The sequence below is a fragment of the Leucobacter sp. wl10 genome, assembly GCF_003569785.1.
GTDB lineage: Bacteria > Actinomycetota > Actinomycetes > Actinomycetales > Microbacteriaceae > Leucobacter.
Genome location: NZ_KZ984008.1, coordinates 14,463 through 32,527 on the forward strand (window position 1 = coordinate 14,463; position 18,065 = coordinate 32,527).

At 70.3% G+C, this 18,065-nt stretch carries 17 protein-coding genes; 12 read left to right on the forward strand and 5 right to left on the reverse strand.

Going from position 1 to position 18,065, the window contains the following annotated elements; genetic code table 11:
* Positions 1–219 precede the first annotated feature (219 nt).
* The 3 genes from D1J51_RS15230 to D1J51_RS15240 are packed head-to-tail and all read left to right on the forward strand — an operon-like array spanning position 220 to position 1,381.
* Positions 220–699: a hypothetical protein gene (locus D1J51_RS15230; protein WP_119076646.1), complete on the forward strand. Its 480-nt coding sequence runs from the start codon at positions 220–222 to the stop codon at positions 697–699.
* Positions 700–725: 26 nt separating this feature from the next.
* Positions 726–986 (forward strand): type II toxin-antitoxin system VapB family antitoxin, encoded by a 261-nt coding sequence (locus tag D1J51_RS15235; protein ID WP_162903882.1) that lies wholly within the window; start codon positions 726–728, stop codon positions 984–986.
* Between the two features lie 29 nt (positions 987–1,015).
* On the forward strand, positions 1,016–1,381 hold the full coding sequence (locus tag D1J51_RS15240; RefSeq protein WP_205547959.1) for a type II toxin-antitoxin system VapC family toxin: 366 nt from the start codon (positions 1,016–1,018) through the stop codon (positions 1,379–1,381).
* Positions 1,382–1,397: 16 nt separating this feature from the next.
* On the opposite strand, the gene D1J51_RS15245 is transcribed toward D1J51_RS15240, so the two are convergent.
* Positions 1,398–2,081, reverse strand: a complete 684-nt coding sequence (locus tag D1J51_RS15245; protein WP_119076652.1) for an RES family NAD+ phosphorylase — start codon at positions 2,079–2,081, stop codon at positions 1,398–1,400.
* On the reverse strand, positions 2,078–2,716 hold the full coding sequence (locus tag D1J51_RS15250; RefSeq protein ID WP_119076654.1) for a helix-turn-helix domain-containing protein: 639 nt from the start codon (positions 2,714–2,716) through the stop codon (positions 2,078–2,080). The genes D1J51_RS15245 and D1J51_RS15250 overlap by 4 nt, the downstream gene beginning before the upstream one ends.
* Before the next feature lie 159 nt (positions 2,717–2,875).
* Here D1J51_RS15250 and uvrA point away from each other — a divergent pair, with 159 nt between their 5' ends.
* From uvrA to D1J51_RS15295, 9 genes are all read left to right on the forward strand, one after another.
* A complete protein-coding gene (uvrA, locus tag D1J51_RS15255) occupies positions 2,876–5,782 on the forward strand; it encodes an excinuclease ABC subunit UvrA (RefSeq protein WP_119076732.1) in 2,907 nt (968 codons plus the stop codon).
* A complete protein-coding gene (uvrC, locus tag D1J51_RS15260) occupies positions 5,779–7,713 on the forward strand; it encodes an excinuclease ABC subunit UvrC (protein WP_119076656.1) in 1,935 nt (644 codons plus the stop codon). The genes uvrA and uvrC overlap by 4 nt, the downstream gene beginning before the upstream one ends.
* The gene (rapZ, locus tag D1J51_RS15265) at positions 7,710–8,588 is read left to right on the forward strand and encodes an RNase adapter RapZ (protein WP_119076658.1); all 879 of its coding nucleotides are present in this window, start codon (positions 7,710–7,712) and stop codon (positions 8,586–8,588) included. Before uvrC ends, rapZ begins: the two co-directional genes overlap by 4 nt.
* A 62-nt stretch (positions 8,589–8,650) precedes the next feature.
* On the forward strand, positions 8,651–9,631 hold the full coding sequence (gene whiA / locus D1J51_RS15270; RefSeq protein ID WP_119076660.1) for a DNA-binding protein WhiA: 981 nt from the start codon (positions 8,651–8,653) through the stop codon (positions 9,629–9,631).
* Between the two features lie 102 nt (positions 9,632–9,733).
* Positions 9,734–10,351, forward strand: coding sequence for a superoxide dismutase (locus D1J51_RS15275; protein WP_119076662.1), 618 nt, complete (start codon positions 9,734–9,736; stop codon positions 10,349–10,351).
* A 28-nt stretch (positions 10,352–10,379) separates the two neighbouring features.
* A complete protein-coding gene (gene pgk, locus D1J51_RS15280; protein WP_119076664.1) occupies positions 10,380–11,582 on the forward strand; it encodes a phosphoglycerate kinase in 1,203 nt (400 codons plus the stop codon).
* Between the two features lie 44 nt (positions 11,583–11,626).
* On the forward strand, positions 11,627–12,421 hold the full coding sequence (gene tpiA / locus D1J51_RS15285; RefSeq protein WP_119076734.1) for a triose-phosphate isomerase: 795 nt from the start codon (positions 11,627–11,629) through the stop codon (positions 12,419–12,421).
* A gap of 82 nt (positions 12,422–12,503) precedes the next feature.
* Entirely contained in the window at positions 12,504–12,752 is a 249-nt protein-coding gene (gene secG / locus D1J51_RS15290) for a preprotein translocase subunit SecG (protein WP_119076666.1), read from the forward strand.
* Positions 12,753–12,825: 73 nt separating this feature from the next.
* A complete protein-coding gene (locus D1J51_RS15295; RefSeq protein WP_119076668.1) occupies positions 12,826–13,191 on the forward strand; it encodes an RNA polymerase-binding protein RbpA in 366 nt (121 codons plus the stop codon).
* Between the two features lie 66 nt (positions 13,192–13,257).
* Here the strand turns inward: D1J51_RS15295 and D1J51_RS15300 are convergent, their stop codons facing one another.
* The 3 genes from D1J51_RS15300 to tkt are packed head-to-tail and all read right to left on the reverse strand — an operon-like array spanning position 13,258 to position 18,030.
* Positions 13,258–14,811, reverse strand: coding sequence for a glucose-6-phosphate isomerase (locus tag D1J51_RS15300; protein WP_119076669.1), 1,554 nt, complete (start codon positions 14,809–14,811; stop codon positions 13,258–13,260).
* A 34-nt stretch (positions 14,812–14,845) separates the two neighbouring features.
* On the reverse strand, positions 14,846–15,955 hold the full coding sequence (tal, locus tag D1J51_RS15305; protein WP_119076671.1) for a transaldolase: 1,110 nt from the start codon (positions 15,953–15,955) through the stop codon (positions 14,846–14,848).
* Positions 15,952–18,030, reverse strand: coding sequence for a transketolase (gene tkt / locus D1J51_RS15310; protein WP_119076673.1), 2,079 nt, complete (start codon positions 18,028–18,030; stop codon positions 15,952–15,954). Before tkt ends, tal begins: the two co-directional genes overlap by 4 nt.
* Positions 18,031–18,065: the final 35 nt, after the last annotated feature.

Below are 18,065 nucleotides of genomic sequence, written 5' to 3' on the forward strand. Positions count from 1 at the left end.
GGACTTTCGGGTGTGTAGCTTCGGGTGCTATGTCGAGAGCCTCTTCGACGTGGATCTCGGGCTCTATCTCCCCGACGGATGGAGCCACTCCCGCATGCTGTCGCTCAACGAATCTCTCCGCGCCGACCCGAAGTGGGACGGCGCGATCCATGCGGCCTATGTGGAGCTGGATCAGAAGCCGAATGCTGCACTGACGTGCTGCGCTGCTGATCGCTGGGCTTGGATCCCGACCCCAGAATCTGGGCCTACCTGCTCAAGCGTCCCGATGACCTCGAGGCATGGTGCGCGGTCGGCTTCCGCCTCGGTCCCGAACGCCTACCCGGGTTCATCGGGTTCGCGGAGGCCGAGCTCATTCCGCGCGTGCTCGCCGTACCACGCTGCCTCGACTACGGCACCTGCGCGGATGACGACGAAGTCGGTGAAGAGTGGCCGATTCTCGCGCTCTGGAAGATTCTCAGAAAAATCGAGATCGAGTGGGAGTTCCATGGTGCGGGTATGTCTCTCCTGGAATGCGCCGTCCGCTCATGCGATGCAGGTCTCGGCGACCAGGCAGTGCAGATGTTCTCGCTCCCTGAGTACCAGAGGCGAATCACCGAGAGCACCATCGAACTCCTGGAGGACGCGCGGCAGCGCGAGCACCGAACTTACCCGCGAGAGAAGCTGGAGCGACTCCTACAGCACGTGAGAGGTAGAACATGAAGACATTCGAGGGTAGAATTCGAGGCATGAGCCTCAACATCAAGAATGAGGCGACCCACGCCAAGGTGCGCCGCCTCGCCGAACTCACCGGCACAAGCATGACCGCGGCCGTCGATGAGGCGGTCGAGCGTCGGCTGGCCGAGATTGAAACGCACCGGTGGGGTAGCCGGGGGCCGGAGGCCGAGAGGCTGCTTCAGAGGATTCACGCGGTGTTCACACCCGAGGTCGTCGCGGAGACGAAACGCTTCGAAGAAGAGCTCTACGACGAGAGCGGGCTCTTCAGGTGATCGTCGATACGTCCGCGTTGGTCGCGGTCATGAGAGCGGAACCGGGTTACGAGACGATCGTCGAGGCGCTCGAGCTCGCGTCCTCGAGAGAAATCTCCGCGGCGAGCTACGTCGAGCTGAGCGCGGTGATGGGGCGAACCGCCGAGCGACAGCTCGCAGTCGACGAGACGCTCGCGGGGTTCCGCGTCGAGATCGTGCCGTTCGACGAGCACCAGGCTCGGATCGCGGTGCAGGCGTATGGGCGCTACGGACGGGGCAGCGGGCACCCCGCGAGACTGAATCTGGGAGACGTCTACTCGTACGCACTCGCCTCGGTCACCGGCGAGCCGCTGCTCTACGTGGGAGGCGATTTCGCTCGCACCGATGTCGCCTCGGTGCTCCCGGCGACCGCCTGAGACCGATCGGCTGCCATCACAGCAACAGGTACCCGTATCGCTCGGCGATCGCGTCGACCGCGCCGGTGAGCTCCTCCCGGTCGAGGCGGAGCAGCGCGAGCGGGTGCCGCGGGAGCGCGTCCGAGGCGGAGGACCAGAGCACCACCACCCGCGCAGGGGGCACCACGGAGGACGCCGCGACCACGCCGTCGAGCTCGGGATACCGCGCGCGGATCGCGCGGGCCCACTCCCGGGATCGCTCCCGGTCTCCCGAGGCGATGGCGGCGTTGCCGCCCGCGACCGCGACCCAGTCGCTGTCGCTCAGATCGAGCATCCGAAGCGGCCTCGTCGTCTCGAACACCGCGAGGGTCGGCGCCCCCGCGCTCCGGCGGATGATGCGGTGCTGCTGGAACACCTCGAGCAGGCAGGCTGCGAAGGCCGACTCGATCGCTGAGGCCGGATCGGACGAGGCCGGATTGCTCTCGAGCACGGTGTACATCACCCCGCACCCGGGATGCGCGCCGGCCGGCTCGGGGTGGGGGTCGAAGCGCGCGTCGAGGGGTCCGAACTCGCGGAACTCGAACCACTCCGCCGGGTGAGCCCCGCCCGCCCTGAAGACCCGGGCGAGTGCGACGCCGGCGGACGTTTCGCGCACCCACCCGGCATCCGCGGAGAGATCCGGGAAGCGCGCCGGATCTGGAGCGGGCAGGTGCTCGCTCACGGCAGCCGGTTGAGCGCGTCGTCGACCGCTTCGGCGGCCGCTTCGGGATCTCCGCCCTGGGCTAGCCACTCGAACGGCGCGAGCGCCTCGCCGTCGATCCGCAGGCGAGACGAGGGAGAGGTGAGCACGCGCTCCGTCAGCAGCAGCGGCGAGCCGGCCGGGATGGACCGGGCCACCGTTGACCAGCCGAGAGGCTCGCGTCCCTCCGGGAACTGGAACCGCGGAAGGCGCCACCCGTCGGTGCGGCGCTGCGCGAGCAGGGTGCCCGCGGCGCACCGCTGCCGCACCCTCGCGGTCGTCACCCCCAGTATCTCCGCCGCTTCTGCGACCGTGCAGGCGTGCTGCTCCGTCTGCTGCTCCCACAGCCGTCCCCGTGTGGTCGCCGGCAGTGCCGACGGCTCCTGTAGGGCCGGCTCGCTCACCCCGAGGCGGCCGAGTGCGGAGATCTCGGCGCCGGTGAGCCCCCGGAGGTCGGCGTGCTGGTGCGCCACGATCCCCGTCAGCATCTCCTCGGCGACCTCGAGGCCGTCGCCCTCGATCTGCGTGACGAGCGCGAGCAGGCGATCCCGCGCCGCCCGGTCCTGCGTCCCGTGCGGGAGGCGGGGGGTCCGCTGGGGCAGATGCGCGATGGACATCTCGATCCTTTCGATAGCTTGCTTCGATAGTACCTGATAATCTCGGTTCGGAGAGGTGCGCTCCCTGCGAAATTTCTCGTAGATACGTTCGAACACGGGGCTCCTTCGACGTAGGATGGAGCAGTGACTTCCTCGCCCGTACAGTCCCCTCCCGCATCGATCCGCTCCGCGGCCTCGCACGCCTCCATCAGCGTCCAGGGCGCCCGCGTTCACAACCTCCGAGATCTGGACCTGAGCATTCCGCGCGACTCGATGGTGGTGTTCACCGGCCTGTCGGGCAGCGGCAAGTCGAGCCTCGCCTTCGACACGATCTTCGCCGAGGGCCAGCGCCGGTACGTCGAGAGCCTGAGCGCCTACGCGCGCCAGTTCCTGGGACAGGTCGACCGCCCCGACGTCGATTTCATCGAGGGACTGAGCCCCGCCGTCTCCATCGACCAGAAGTCGACCAACCGCAACCCGCGGAGCACCGTCGGCACGATCACGGAGATCTACGACTACATGCGCCTGCTCTGGGCGCGCGTGGGCGTGCCGCACTGCGCGGTGTGCGGGGAGCGGATCGAGTCGCAGACGGTGCAGCAGATTGCCGACCGGCTCATGGAGCTGCCGGAGCGCACGCGGTACCAGGTGCTCGCTCCGGTGGTGAGCAAGAAGAAGGGCGAGTTCGTCGACCTCTTCCAGGACCTCGCCGCGAGCGGCTACTCGCGCGCGCTCGTGGACGGCGAGCTGATCCAGCTCTCCGATCCGCCGAAGCTCAAGAAGCAGGTCAAGCACGACATCTCGGTGGTGGTGGATCGACTCGTCGCGAGTTCCGACGTGCTCGGCCGGCTCACCGACTCGCTCGAGACCGCGCTGCGGCTCGCCGGCGGCATCGTCTCCGTCGACTTCGTCGACCGCGAGGCGACCGCGGAGGACCGCACCCGGGTGTTCTCGGAGCGCCTGAGCTGCCCCAACCAGCACCCCGTGCAGCTGACCGAGGTCGAACCGCGCACCTTCTCCTTCAACGCCCCGTTCGGCGCCTGCTCCGCCTGCTCGGGTCTCGGCACGAGCATGTCGGTCGACGAGGATCTGGTGCTCGGGGATCCCGAGCTCTCCATCGAGGAGGGAGTCATCGTTCCCTGGACGAGCCAGGGCAAGAGCCTCTACCAGTACTATGAGAAGCTGCTCGTCGGTCTCGCGGCCGACCTCGATTTCTCGCTGAGCACGCCGTGGGAGCGACTGAGCGACGAGGTGCGCGAGGCGGTGCTCTACGGCAACAACTTCAAGGTCAACGTGCGTTGGAAAAACCGCTTCGGCCGCGAGGTGAAGTACTCGAGCGGCTTCGAGGGCGTCATCCCGTTCATCGAGCGCCAGTACGCCGAGGCCGAGAGCGACGCCAAGCGGGATCGCTGGCAGGAGTTCCTGCGCGAGGTGCCCTGCCACGCCTGCCACGGGCAGCGCCTCAAGCCGGAGGTGCTCGCGGTCACCGTCGACGGCGAGTCCATCGCGGGCGTCACCGAGTTCAGCCTCACCAACGCCAAGCGCTTCTTCGACGAGGTCGTGCTCACCGAGCGCGAGGCGAGGATCGCGGCGCAGGTGCTGCGGGAGATCCGGCTGCGCTTCGACTTCCTCATCGAGGTCGGACTCGGGTACCTCACGCTCGCGCGAGCGGCGGGCACCCTCTCCGGCGGCGAGGCGCAGCGGATCCGGCTCGCCACCCAGATCGGTTCCGGGCTCACGGGCGTGCTGTACGTGCTCGACGAGCCGAGCATCGGCCTGCATCAGCGCGACAACCGGCGCCTCATCGAGACGCTGCTCAAGCTGCGGGATCTCGGCAACACGCTGATCGTCGTCGAGCACGACGAGGAGACGATCGAGGCGGCCGACTGGATCGTCGACATCGGCCCGGGGGCGGGCGTCGAGGGCGGCACCGTCGTGCACTCGGGGGAGTACCGCGAACTGCTCGAGAACCGGCGCTCCATCACGGGCGACTACCTCGCGGGGCGGCGCAGCATCGAGACGCCGAAGCGGCGGCGCAAGCGGGATCGCAAGCGCGAGCTGAAAGTCGTGGGCGCCCGCTCCAACAACCTCAAGAACGTCGACGTCGCCTTCCCGCTCGGCGTCATGACCGCGGTCACCGGCGTCTCCGGATCCGGCAAGTCGACCCTCGTGAACGACATCCTCTACCGCGTGCTCGCCAACCAGCTCAACGGCGCGCGCCTCGTGCCGGGCAAGCACACGCGCGTCACCGGTCTCGACCACCTCGACAAGGTCGTGCACGTCGACCAGGCGCCGATCGGGCGCACCCCGCGTTCCAACCCGGCCACCTACACCGGCGTGTTCGACAAGATCCGCACCCTCTTCGCCGGAACCCCCGAGGCGAAGACGCGCGGCTACCTGCCCGGCCGCTTCAGCTTCAACGTCAAGGGCGGTCGCTGCGAGGCGTGCTCGGGCGACGGCACGCTGAAGATCGAGATGAACTTCCTCCCCGACGTCTACGTGGCCTGCGAGGCCTGCGGCGGCAAGCGCTACAACCGCGAGACGCTGCAGGTGCGGTACAAGGGCAAGAACATCTCCGAGGTGCTCGAGATGCCCATCGCCGAGGCCGAGGAGTTCTTCCGGCCGATCTCGTCGATCCACCGCTACATGAAGACGCTCGTCGACGTCGGCCTGGGCTACGTGCGCCTGGGTCAGAGCGCCACCACGCTGTCGGGAGGCGAGGCGCAGCGCGTCAAGCTCGCCACCGAGCTGCAGAGGCGCTCGAACGGCCGCAGCATCTACGTGCTCGACGAGCCGACCACGGGGCTGCACTTCGAGGACGTGCGCAAGCTGCTCCTCGTGCTGAACGGTCTCGTCGACAAGGGCAACACGGTCATCACGATCGAGCACAACCTCGACGTGATCCGCAGCGCCGACTGGGTCATCGATCTCGGCCCCGAGGGCGGCTCGGGCGGCGGCACGATCATCGCCGAGGGCACCCCGGAGCAGCTCGCGAAGCGCCCCGAGAGCCACACCGGGCGCTTCCTCGCCGAGGTGATCGGGGGCTGGGCCGCCAAGTCGGCGCGCGCGGTGCAGCGGGAGTCGGCTTGAGCCCTGACGACCACCGCCTCGCCTTCCGGCCCGCGCAGGGCGAGATCCCGACGAGCCCCGGCGTCTACCGGTTCAGCGACAAGCACGGTCGCGTGCTGTACATCGGCAAGGCGAAGAACCTGCGCGCGCGGCTGGCCAACTACTTCCAGCCGATGCACTCGCTCATGCCGCGCACTCGCACCATGCTGTCGCTCGCGGCGAAGGTGGACTGGACGATCGTGGCGACCGACACCGAGTCGCTCGTGCTCGAGCACACCTGGATCACGGAGTTCAAGCCGCCCTTCAACGTGCAGTTCAAGGACGACAAGACCTACCCGTATCTCGCAGTGACGCTGCGCGAGGCCGCGCCGCGCCTCATCATCACCCGCAACGAGAGGATCCGCGGTGCGCGGTACTTCGGACCCTATCCGAAGGTCTGGGCGCTGCGCGAAACCGCGGTGCTGCTGCAGCAGGCCTTCCCCATCCGCACCTGCAACGACGCGGACTACAAGCGCGCCATGCAGAGCGGGCGGCCCTGCCTCGCCGGCCAGATCGGGCGCTGCAGCGGGCCGTGCTCGCAGCGGCTCACGGTCGAGGAGCATCGCGAGCGGGTGGGCGAGCTGGTGTCGTTCCTGGCCGGAGGGGATCGCTCGCACCTGAGGAGGCTGCAGCGATCGATGCGCGACGCGGCGGCGGAGCAGCGCTACGAGGACGCGGCGCGGCTCCGCGATCAGGTGCAGGCCGTCGAGCACGTGATGGAGAAGAACGCGGTGGTGCTCGGCCACGACGTGAACCTCGACGTCTTCGGCCTGCGCGCCGACGAGCTCGCGGCCGCGGCTCACCAGTTCATCATCCGGGCGGGCAGGATCCGGGGCGAGCGCAGCTGGATCGTCGACGTCGAGCTCGACGACTCGCCCGGCACGCTGCTGGAGCAGGTGATCCAGTCCGCCTACGAGGGCGACCGGGAGCCCCCGCCGCAGATCCTCGTCTCTCGGCTCCCCGAGAACGCGCCCGAGCTCGAGGAGGCGCTCAGCCGCCGCCGCCCCAGGGGCGGTCGCGTCCGCGTGCGGGTTCCCGAGCGCGGCGACAAGGCGCAGCTCATGGAGCGCGCCGTGCTCAACGCGGGCGAGAACCTGATCCGGCACAAGCTCAAGCGCGCCGCCGACCTGACCGCCCGCACGGATGCCCTGGCCGAGCTGCAGCGGGCGCTGGGCATGGAGGAGCCGCCGCTGCGCATCGAGTGCATCGACGTCTCGCACCTGCAGGGCACGGGAGTGGTCGCGTCGCTCGTCGTCTTCGAGGACGGGCTGCCCGCCAAGGGGGCCTACCGCAAATACCGCGTCGAGGAGACCCGAGACGACACCGACTCGATTCATCAGGTGGTGTCGCGCCGCGCCGCGCAGCTCAATCACGCGCGGGAGAACGGCGAGCAGCCGAGCGGCATCTACCGCGATCGGCCGCAGCTCATCATCGTGGACGGCGGCGAACCGCAGGTGAGGGCCGCGGCGCGAGCGCTCGACGAGGCGGGGATCTCCGACGTCGCGCTGTGCGGCATCGCGAAACGGCTCGAGGAGATCTGGCTGCCGGGGGACCCGTTCCCGGTGATCCTGCCGCGCACGAGCGAGGCGCTCTTCCTCGTGCAGCGGGTGCGCGACGAGGCCCACCGCTTCGCCATCGCCTTCCAGCGCCAGCGCCGCAGCACCTCGATCGCCAGCCGGCTGTCGGAGATCCCCGGTCTGGGGCCGAAACGCGTGCAGGGACTGCTCAAGCACTTCGGCTCGGTCGCCCGCCTGCGCGCGGCGTCGCTCGAGGAGCTCTCCGCGGCACCCGGGCTCGGCCCGAAGCTGGCCGAGCAGGTGCTCGCTCACCTCGAACCGGGACCCGCCGCTGAGGCTAAGCTTGAGGTAGGGGTATCGGCGGAATCGGCGTCGCACGGAGAGGATAGCGAATGAACGACCAGGGATCCGGTCAGGAGATCCTCATCGTCACCGGCATGTCCGGAGCCGGGCGCAGCACCGTGGCGAACACGCTCGAGGACCTCGGGTGGTACGTGGTCGACAACCTGCCGCTCTCGATGCTGAAGACCCTCGCGGACATGGCCGACCGGTCGGGAGGAGCGCTGCCCCGCATCGTCGCGGTGGTCGACGTGCGGGGCCGGGATCTGTTCGGCGAGATCCAGGAGACGGTCGGAGAACTGCGCGCGAACGCGACGGTGCGGGTGGTCTTCCTCGACGCGACCGACGAGATCCTCGTGCGCCGCTACGAGTCGGTGCGCCGCCCGCACCCGCTGCAGGGCGACACCGCGAGCCTGCTCGACGGGATCCGCCTGGAGCGGGAGCGCCTGCAGGAGCTGCGCGCGTCGAGCGATGTCGTGATCGACACCTCCCGGTACAACGTGCACGATCTGTCGACGGCGACCCGGGACCTGTTCTCGGACGACAACACGCCCGGCCTGCAGCTCTCGGTGCTCAGCTTCGGCTTCAAGTACGGCGCCCCCACCGACGTGGACCTGATGGTCGACATGCGCTTCCTGCCCAACCCGTTCTGGATCCCCGAGCTGCGTCCGCTGACGGGGGTCGACCCCGAGGTCAAGGACTACGTGCTGAGCCGCGACGGCGCCGCCGATTTCCTCGACCACTACGTGGCCGCGCTCACCCCGGTGCTCGCCGGATTTCAGCGCGAGAACAAGCGGCACGCCTCACTCGCGGTAGGATGCACCGGCGGCAAACATCGCTCGGTCGCAACCGCCCGCGAACTCGCGGATCGGCTCGCGGGCCTGCCCGGCGTCAGCGTCAACCTGCGCCACCGAGACCTCGGTCGCGAGTGAGTCGGCTCGCCGCCGACCCCGTTTGTTCGCGCTCTCGCGCCAGACTCCGAAAGGACCCCTTCGTGCTGTCAACCTCCGAGGTGAAGAATGAGCTCGTCCGTTTCCCGGTGCAGCGCACCGGTGAACGGATCGCGGAGGTGGCCACGATTCTGCGTCTCGCCGGCGGCCTGCACACAATCTCGGGCCGCATCGCCCTCGAGGCGGAGCTGCACACGCCCCAGATCGTGCAGCGCGTGCGCAAGGACCTCGCGGAGCTCTACGGCGTGCGGTCGGAGGCCAAGCAGCTGCCCCCGTCGAGCACGCGGCCTGGCGCTCCGCAGTTCCTCGTGCGGGTGCTCGACGGCGAGACGCTCGCCCGTCAGCTCGGTCTGCTCGATCAGCGCCGTCGCCAGATCCGGGGACTGCCGAACCGGCTCACGACGGGGGCGCAGGCCGAGCTCGCGGCCATCTGGCGCGGGGCCTTCCTGGCCCGCGGCGGCCTCACCGCCCCGGGCCGCTCGGCCGGGCTCGAGCTCGTGTGCCCGACGAGCGAGGCCGCCATGGCGCTCGTCGGCGCGGCGAACCGTCTCGGCATCGAATCCAAGAGCCGCGAGATCCGGGGCCAGAACAAGGTGATGATCCGCGACAGCGAGGCCATCGGCGAGATGCTCGGCGCGATGGGCGCGGCGCAGGCGCGATCCGCCTGGGAGGAGCTCCGCCGCGCTCGCGAGACCCGCGCCACGGCGAACAGGCTCGTCAACTTCGATGACGCCAACCTCCGACGCTCGGCGCAGGCGTCGGTCGCGGCCTGCGCGCGGGTGGAGCGCGCGATGGAGATCCTCGGCGACGAGGTGCCGGAGCACCTGCGCTACGCGGGTCACCTGCGCCTGCAATACCGCGAGGCCAGCCTCGACGACCTGGGCGCGCGCGCGGACCCGCCGCTGACGAAGGACGCGATCGCGGGGCGCATCCGCCGTCTGCTGGCCATGGCCGACAAGGAGGCCGAGGTCCGCGGCATCCCCGGCACGGAGGCGAGCCTGCCGGAGGAGCTGGACTCGATGTAGTCAACCCGTCGGGCGCTGTCAAGGCCCGACATTCTCCGACGCTTCGAAGCGCGGAGCCATAGACTGGATCCGAAACTGTCGAACGAGAGATTGGAGTGCCGCATGGCCGCCTACTCACTTCCCGAGCTTCCCTATGATTACGCTGCTCTCGAGCCGCACATCAGCGGCAAGATCATGCAGTTGCACCACGACAAGCACCATCAGGCCTACGTGACGGGCGCCAACACGGCGCTCGAGCAGCTCGCCGAGGCGCGCGACTCCGAGAACCTCGCAGCGGTGAACAAGCTCGAGAAGGATCTCGCCTTCAACCTCGGCGGCCACGTCAACCACACGATCTTCTGGAACAACCTCTCGCCGGAGGGCGGGGAGCGTCCCGAGGGCGAGCTCGCGGCCGCGATCGACGAGCACTTCGGCTCGTTCGAGAAGTTCCAGGCGCACTTCACGGCGACCGCCCTCGGCGTGCAGGGATCCGGCTGGGCCGTGCTCGCGTGGGACGCGCTCGGTCAGCGGCCGAACGTCGTGCAGCTCTTCGACCAGCAGGGCAATCTGCCCGCCGGCACGATCCCGCTGCTGATGCTGGACGTGTGGGAGCACGCCTACTACCTCGACTACCTCAACGTGCGGGCGGACTACGTGAAGGCGTTCTGGAACATCGCCAACTGGCAGGACGTGGCCAAGCGACTCGAGACCGCTCGTTCGCAGACGCCCGGCCTGATCTGACCCGGCACCCGAGGAGCCCGCCGCACCCATGCGCAACATCGAATCCCTGGGACCGCTGCGCGCTCGGACGGTCATCGTCCGATGCGACCTCAACGTCCCGCTGGCCGACGGCGTCATCACCGATGACGGCCGCATCCGAGCCTCGCTCGCCACGATCCGTGAGCTGAGCGGGGCCGGCGCCCGGATCGTCCTGATCAGCCACCTCGGCCGCCCCCAGGGCGCACCGGAAGAGCGCTATTCGCTTCGACCGGTGGCGGCGCGCATGGCGGAGCTGCTCGGCTCCCGCGTCGAGTTCGTCGACGAGACCGTCGGGGCTGCGGCCTCGGCGGCCGTCGGCGGGCTCGCCGGCGGCGACGTGCTGCTGCTGGAGAACCTACGCTTCAACCCCGGCGAGACCAGCAAGGACGAGAGCGAGCGCCGCGCCTTCGCGCAGCAGCTCGCCGAGTTCGGCGACGCCTTCGTCTCGGACGGCTTCGGGGTGGTGCACCGCCGCCAGGCGAGCGTGTACGAGCTGGCGCAGCTGCTGCCGAGCGCGGCGGGCCGCCTCGTCGCGGCCGAGCTCGAGGTGCTGCGGCGCCTCACCGAGCACCCGGAGCGCCCCTACACGGTGGCGCTCGGCGGCTCGAAGGTCTCCGACAAGCTCGGGGTGATCGCCCACCTGCTCGAGCGGGTCGACACGCTGCTCATCGGCGGGGGCATGCTCTTCACCTTCCTCGCGGCGCAGGGGCACGGCGTGGCCTCCAGCCTGCTGGAGGAGGATCAGCTCGACACCGTGCGCGGGTACCTCGACGAGGCCGAGCGCAGGGGGGTGCGGATCCTGCTGCCCAGCGACGTCGTGGTGGCCGAGGCCTTCGCCCCCGATGCGGCGCACGAGGTGGTGGCCGTCGACGCGATCGAATCGTCGCGATTCGGATCCTCCGCCATCGGACTCGACATCGGACCGGACTCCGCGGCGGCCTTCGCCGAGGAGATCTCGCGATCGGCGACCGTCTTCTGGAACGGCCCGATGGGCGTGTTCGAGATGGAGGCGTTCGCGAACGGCACCCGGGTCGTCGCCCGCGCGCTCACCGAGACGGGCGGCTTCACCGTGGTCGGCGGAGGCGACTCCGCCGCCGCCGTGCGCGCGCTCGGCTTCGCCGACGAGCAGTTCGGCCACATCTCGACGGGCGGCGGCGCCAGCCTCGAGTTTCTGGAGGGCAAGCAGCTGCCCGGTTTGGAGGTGCTCGCGTGAACGAGCAGACGCCGCGGATCCCGGACCCCGGGACCCGCCAGCCGCTGCCGCAGGCGGCGCGCACCCCGCTCATCGCGGGCAACTGGAAGATGAACCTCGACCACCTGCAGGCGATCGCCCTGGTGCAGAAGCTCTCGTGGACGCTGAAGGACGCGCGGCACGACTACGAGCAGGCCGAGGTGGCGGTCTTCCCGCCGTTCACCGACCTGCGCTCCGTGCAGACCCTGCTCGCCGCAGACAAGCTGTCGCTCGTGCTCGGGGCGCAGGACGTGTCACCGCACGACTCGGGCGCCTACACGGGCGACGTCTCGGCCGCCATGCTCGCCAAGCTCGACGTGACCTACGCGCTCGCGGGCCACTCGGAGCGCCGTCAGGGGCACGGTGAGAGCGATCGCACGGTCGGTCTCAAGGCGCTCGCGGCGCACCGGGCCGGCCTCGTGCCGATGATCTGCGTGGGGGAGACGGCCGAGGACCTCGAGGAGCACGGCGCAGCCGCGATCCCGCTCGCTCAGCTCACCGCGGCGCTCGCGGAGCTCCCGGTCGATGCCGAGTTCGTGGTCGCCTACGAGCCGGTGTGGGCGATCGGCAGCGGGCAGGCAGCGACCCCGGAGCAGGCCGAGGAGGTGGCCCGGGCGCTGCGCGAGGCGCTGCGGGAGCTGCGCGGCGACGAGCGCGCGTCGGCGACGCGCATCCTGTACGGGGGATCCGTGTCGAGTCAGAACGTCGCGAGCTTCCTGCGGCAACCCGACGTCGACGGGGCGCTCGTCGGCGGGGCGAGCCTGAAGGCCGACGAGTTCTCGCGCATCGTCCAGTTCCAGAAGCACGTCACCGCCGCATAGCGCGCTCCGACCCAGCGTTCGCTGCGACGCGATATACTGGACGCTGGTCTTCCACGCCCTCGACCCCTGAAAGGCGGCCCGCGTGCTCATCCTCAAGATCGCACTGATCGTCATCCTCGTGATCACGAGCCTCCTGCTCACCCTCTTCATCCTGCTCCACAAGGGACGCGGCGGCGGCCTCTCCGACATGTTCGGCGGCGGCGTCACCTCCAGCCTGGGCTCGTCGGGAGTGGCCGAGCGAAATCTCAATCGCATCACGATCGTCGTCTCGCTGGTGTGGGGCGCGGCGATCGTCGGGCTCGGGCTCATCGCACGGTTCTCGGTGGCCTGAGCCCACCCCAGCCCCTCGCACCGGCGTTCGCGGAGCACCCCGCGAACGCAGCATCTTCGTCAGAAAGGTATCCATGGCTGGCAGCAACGCCATTCGTGGTGCGCGCGTCGGATCCGGCCCCATGGGGGAGAAGGATCACGGAGCCCGCGCCGACCGCATCCAGATCTCCTACTGGGACGCCCTGGGCAACGAGACGGTCCGCTACTTCGCGGCCGACGTGCCCGTCGAGGAGATCCCCGAGCAGATCGACTCGCCGACCACGGGCCTGCCCGCGGGCCGCGATCGGGAGAACCCTCCGCTGCTCCCGAAGAACGAGCCCTACAAGACGCACCTCGCCTACGTCAAGGAGCGCCGCACGCCCGAGGAGGCCGAGGAGCTGCTGGAGGCCGCGCTGCGGAAGCTGCGCGAGCGCCGAGGCACGGCGAACAAGCCGGCGTAGGGATTCCGCCCCCACGGGAACGGCCCCTCCGCTCGAGAGGGGCCGTTCCCGTCTGTCCGCTTCGGATCAGAGCGCGGCGAGGAGCTCGCGCAGCGGGCCGTCCTCGCCGTGGGGGAGCTGCAGCACGAGCACGGGCCGGCCGCGCGCGACGAGGACCTCGCGATCGCCACGGGCCTGGGCCGCGATGAGCGCGCCGAAGCTGCTCTCCGCCCCGGGGATCATCAGGTCGCGCTCCGCGATCTCGGTGATCTGCAGGAACGCACCGAGCGCCGGGCCGCCCTTGTGCAGCTGGCCCACCGAGTGCAGGTACGAGGGGCCGAAACCGAGCGCCACGGGAACGCCGAGCGACCGCGAAAGCCGGTCTCGCAGACGCCGCAGCGCGGTTGTCTGGGGGCCCGCCGGATCGAGGTAGGCGTGGATCGCGAGATAGCCGCCCTCCGGCACCGCGGCTCGCAGCGCGGCGGCGAGCTCCTCGGCCGCCGGCGAGGCCGCTCCACCGCCCCTCTGCGCCGAAGCGTCGGCCAGCGCGGCCCGCGCCGCGACCTTCGCGGCCTCGACGTCGGGCTGGTTGAAGGGATCGATGCGCATGAGGCGGCCGAGGACGGCCGTGGCGACCTCCCACAGCAGCACCTGAGCGCCGAGCGTACCCGACACGGCGACGTCCCAGCCCTCCTCGGTCTCGGGGGCCTCGGCGCCCACGCGCACGCGCACCGTGTTCGCGGGGGGAGCGTCGAACTCCGGCGCATCGGCGGGCAGTGCGATCGGCAGCACTCCCTCGCCGTCCTTGCCGGTCGACTCGGCGATGAGCTGCTCGATCCAGGCGCCCAGACCCCACTCGGCACCCGGGCGCTCGGACACCGCCAGCACGAAGCGGGCGGGCAGGCCCCCGGCGATCGCGGCGGCGAGGCGCAGCGCGGGATTCTCGGGGGAGTCGTCCCCGAGCCCGTCCCGCTCCCGCTCGGCGTCGGCGACGAGGGCGCGCACGTCGGCTCCGGCGAGGCCCGACGGCACGAGCCCGAACGCGGTGAGCGCTGAGAAGCGGCCGCCCACGAGGGGGTCGGCGTTGAACACGCGCCGACCGGCGGCGCGAGACTCGCCGTCGAGCGGGGAGCCCGGGTCGGTCACGATCACGATGCGCTCGGCGGGATCGATGTCGACGGAGCGGAAGGCGTGCTCGAAGGCCGCCAGGTGGCTGCGCGTCTCGATCGTGCTGCCCGACTTCGAGCTCACGATCACGGCCGTTCGCGGCAGCTGGGACGCATCGAGCACGCGTCGCACCGCATCGGGATGCGTGGAGTCGATCATGGTGAGTTCGACGCCGGCCCAGCGAGTGATCACGGAGGGCGCGAGGCTCGACCCGCCCATGCCGCACAGCACGAACCGGTCGACGCCGCTCTCGAGAAGCTCCCCGCGCAGCTCCTCGATGCGCGGGATGAGCCCCCGAGCCGAGCGGGAGAACGCGGTCCAGCCGAGCCGTATGGCCGCCTCCGCCTCGGCGGCGGGACCCCACAGCGCGGCGTCACGCTCGAAGATGCGACTGGCGACGTGATCGGCGACGACCCGCTCCAACGGCTCTTCGAAACCCGACGCGCCTGATCCGATGCTCAGCTGAACGCTCATCGCTCCTCCGCCTTTCTTCAGCTCCGGGCCCTCTTCAACCCCGGGCCCTTCCCAGCTCGCGCTCGACCGTATCGCAGAGCTCGTCCCAGGAGGCCTCGAACTTCTGCAGTCCCTCCAGCTCGAGCTTCTCGGTCAGCTCGGCGTAGTCGACGCCCTGGGCGTCGACGGCGTTGAGCAGCTGGTTCGACTCGAGATACTCGGAGGTGACCGTGTCGCCGCGCACCTCGCCGTGGTCGGCGAACGCCCGCAGCGTCGCCTCGGGCATTGTGTTCACGACGCCGGGGGCGATGAGCTCGGCCACGTAGAGCGTGTCGGGCAGCGACGGATCCTTGACCCCGGTCGAGGCCCACAGCGGGCGCTGCGCGTTGGCCCCGAGATCGAGCAGCAGGCGCGCGCGCTCGGTCGCGAAGGCCTGCTCGAAGACCTCGTAGGCGAGGCGGGCGTTGGCGATGCCGGCCTGCCCCTTCAGCGCGAGCGCCTCGGCGGTGCCGATCGCGTTCAACCGCCCGTCGACCTCGGTGTCCACGCGCGACACGAAGAACGACGCCACCGAGTGGATGCCGGAGAGATCCGTGCCCGCCGCGCGGGCCCGCTCGAGTCCCGTGAGGTAGGCGTTGATGACCTCGCGGTAGCGTTCGAGGCTGAAGATGAGCGTCACGTTCACGCTGATGCCCGCGGCGATGGTCTCGGTGATGGCCTCGAGCCCCTCGACCGTGGCCGGGATCTTGATCATGGCGTTGGGCCGGTCCACCTTGGCCCACAGCTCGCTCGCCTGCGCGATCGTCCCCGCGGTGTCCCTGGCGAGACCCGGCTCCACCTCGATGGAGACGCGGCCGTCGCGCCCCCCGGTGCCGGCGTACACCTCCGCGAGCACGTCGCAGGCGTCGGCGACATCGGCCGTGGTGAGCTCGACGATGGCGTCCGAGACGCCCAGCCCGCGCGCGGCGCACGCCGCGATCCGCTCGCCGTACCCCACGCCCCCGGCGATGGCGCCCGCGAAGATCGTCGGGTTGGTCGTGACGCCGACCACGTCGTGGCTGTCGATGAGCTCGCGCAGCTCACCGCTCTCGATGCGACTGCGGGAGAGGTCGTCGAGCCAGATGCTGACTCCGGCGCCGCTCAGTTGCTGGGTCGATGCGCTCATCGTGCTGCCTCCACTGCTGCAATGCTCTCGTGCGCCGCGGCGACCACGGCGTCGGCGGTGATCCCGAACTCCCGGAACAGGGTCTCGTAGTCGGCCGAGGCGCCGAAGTGCTCGATCGACACCGAGCGCCCGCGGTCGCCCACGTAGCGCTCCCAGCCGAGCGAGAGGCCAGCCTCGACGCTCACGCGAGCCGAGACGGCGGCGGGCAGCACGCCCTCCCGGTACTCCTCGCCCTGCTCGGCGAACCACTCCAGGCACGGCGCCGAGACGACGCGCGCGCCGATCCCGTCCGCAGCCAGCCGTTCGCGCGCCTCGACCGCCAGCTGCACCTCGGAGCCGGTCGCGAGGAGCAGAACGTCGATCGCGCCGGTGGGGGAGTCGGCGAGCACGTAGGCGCCCCTGCGCACGCCCTCCGCCGAGGTCCCCTCGAGCACGGGCACGTTCTGCCGGGTCAGCGCGATGCCGGTCGGCCCGGTGCGCCGGGAGAGCACCTCGTGCCACGCGGCCGACACCTCGTTGGCGTCGGCCGGGCGCACGACCGCGAGGTTCGGGATCGCGCGCAGCGCGGCGAGCTGCTCGATGGGCTGATGGGTGGGGCCGTCCTCGCCGAGCGCGACGGAGTCGTGCGTCCACACGAAGATGCTCGGCACGCGCATGAGCGCGGCGAGGCGCACGGCCGGGCGCATGTAGTCGCTGAAGATCAGGAACGTGCCGCCGTAGGCGCGGGTTCCGCCGTGCAGCTGGATGCCGTTGAGGATCGCGCCCATCGCGTGCTCGCGGATGCCGAAGTGCAGCACCCGTCCGTAGGGGTCGCCGCTCCACGACGAGGTGGAGCGGTTCGCGGGCACGAACGACGGGACGCCGGGAATGGTGGTGTTGTTGGACCCGGCGAGGTCGGCGGAGCCGCCCCACAGCTCCGGCATGACGGGGCCGAGTGCCGCGAGCACCTTGCCGCTCGCGGCGCGGGTGGCGATGCTGTCGCCCGGCTCGAACACCGGGAGCGCCTCGAGGGCGCCCTCGGGCAGCTGCTGCGCCTCGAGGCGATCGAACAGCGCCTTGCGCTCGGGGTTCGCGGCGGCCCACGCGTCGAAGGAGCGCTGCCAGGCGGCGCGCTTGGCCGCGCCGCGATCCACCGCCCCGCGCGTGTGCGCGATCACCTCGGGAGCCACCGCGAAGTGCTGCTCGGGATCGAAGCCGAGCACCTCCTTGAGACCCGCGAGCTCCTCGCCGCCGAGCCTGGAGCCGTGGATGCCGCCGGTGTTCTGCTTGCCGGGGGAGGGCCAGCCGATGATCGTCCTCAGGATGATGATGCTGGGCCTCGACGTCTCGGCCTGCGCCGCCTCGACGGCGCGGTGCAACTCGGCGACGTCCTCGACGTACTCGCCGGTCTTCTTCCAGTCGACCTCGAGCACCTGCCAGCCGTACGCCTCGTAGCGCTTAGCCACGTCCTCTGAGAAGGAGATGTCTGTGTCGTCCTCGATGGAGATCTGGTTGGAGTCGTAGATCGCGATGAGGCTGCCGAGCTCCTGGTGCCCCGCGAGCGACGAGGCCTCGCTCGTCACGCCCTCCTGCAGGTCGCCGTCGCTCGCGATCACGTAGATGAAGTGGTCGAAGGGGCTCGTACCGGGAGCGGCCTCCGGGTCGAACAGACCGCGCTCGTAGCGGGCGGCGTACGCGAAACCGACGGCCGAGGCGAGCCCCTGGCCGAGCGGGCCCGTGGTGATCTCGACGCCGGCGGTGTGCCCGTACTCGGGGTGCCCCGGCGTCTTCGATCCCCACGTGCGCAGCGACTCGAGGTCGTCGAGCTCGAGTCCGTAGCCGCCGAGATACAGCTGCACGTACTGGGTGAGCGAGGAGTGGCCCGCAGACAGGATGAACCGGTCCCGGCCGACCCACTTCGGGTCGGAGGGGTCGTGCCGCATCACCCGCTGATGCAGCAGGTAGGAGACCGGGGCGAGGCTGATCGCCGTGCCCGGGTGTCCGTTGCCGACCTTCTCGACCGCGTCCGCCGCCAGCACCCGCGCGGTGTCGACGGCGCGATCGTCGAGCTCATCCCACTGCAGTTCGTTTCCCAAGACTCACCTTTCCGAGGGCAGGATCGAGCGCGTTC

Coding starts and splice junctions, on each gene's coding strand:
- D1J51_RS15295 (WP_119076668.1), top strand. CDS start 12,826: ATGGCTGGCAGCAACGCCATTCGTGGTGCGCGCGTCGGATCCGGCCCC.
- D1J51_RS15235 (WP_162903882.1), top strand. CDS start 726: ATGAGCCTCAACATCAAGAATGAGGCGACCCACGCCAAGGTGCGCCGC.
- tal (WP_119076671.1), bottom strand. CDS start 15,955: ATGAGCGCATCGACCCAGCAACTGAGCGGCGCCGGAGTCAGCATCTGG.
- rapZ (WP_119076658.1), top strand. CDS start 7,710: ATGAACGACCAGGGATCCGGTCAGGAGATCCTCATCGTCACCGGCATG.
- D1J51_RS15300 (WP_119076669.1), bottom strand. CDS start 14,811: ATGAGCGTTCAGCTGAGCATCGGATCAGGCGCGTCGGGTTTCGAAGAG.
- pgk (WP_119076664.1), top strand. CDS start 10,380: ATGCGCAACATCGAATCCCTGGGACCGCTGCGCGCTCGGACGGTCATC.
- D1J51_RS15275 (WP_119076662.1), top strand. CDS start 9,734: ATGGCCGCCTACTCACTTCCCGAGCTTCCCTATGATTACGCTGCTCTC.
- D1J51_RS15240 (WP_205547959.1), top strand. CDS start 1,016: ATGAGAGCGGAACCGGGTTACGAGACGATCGTCGAGGCGCTCGAGCTC.
- D1J51_RS15250 (WP_119076654.1), bottom strand. CDS start 2,716: ATGTCCATCGCGCATCTGCCCCAGCGGACCCCCCGCCTCCCGCACGGG.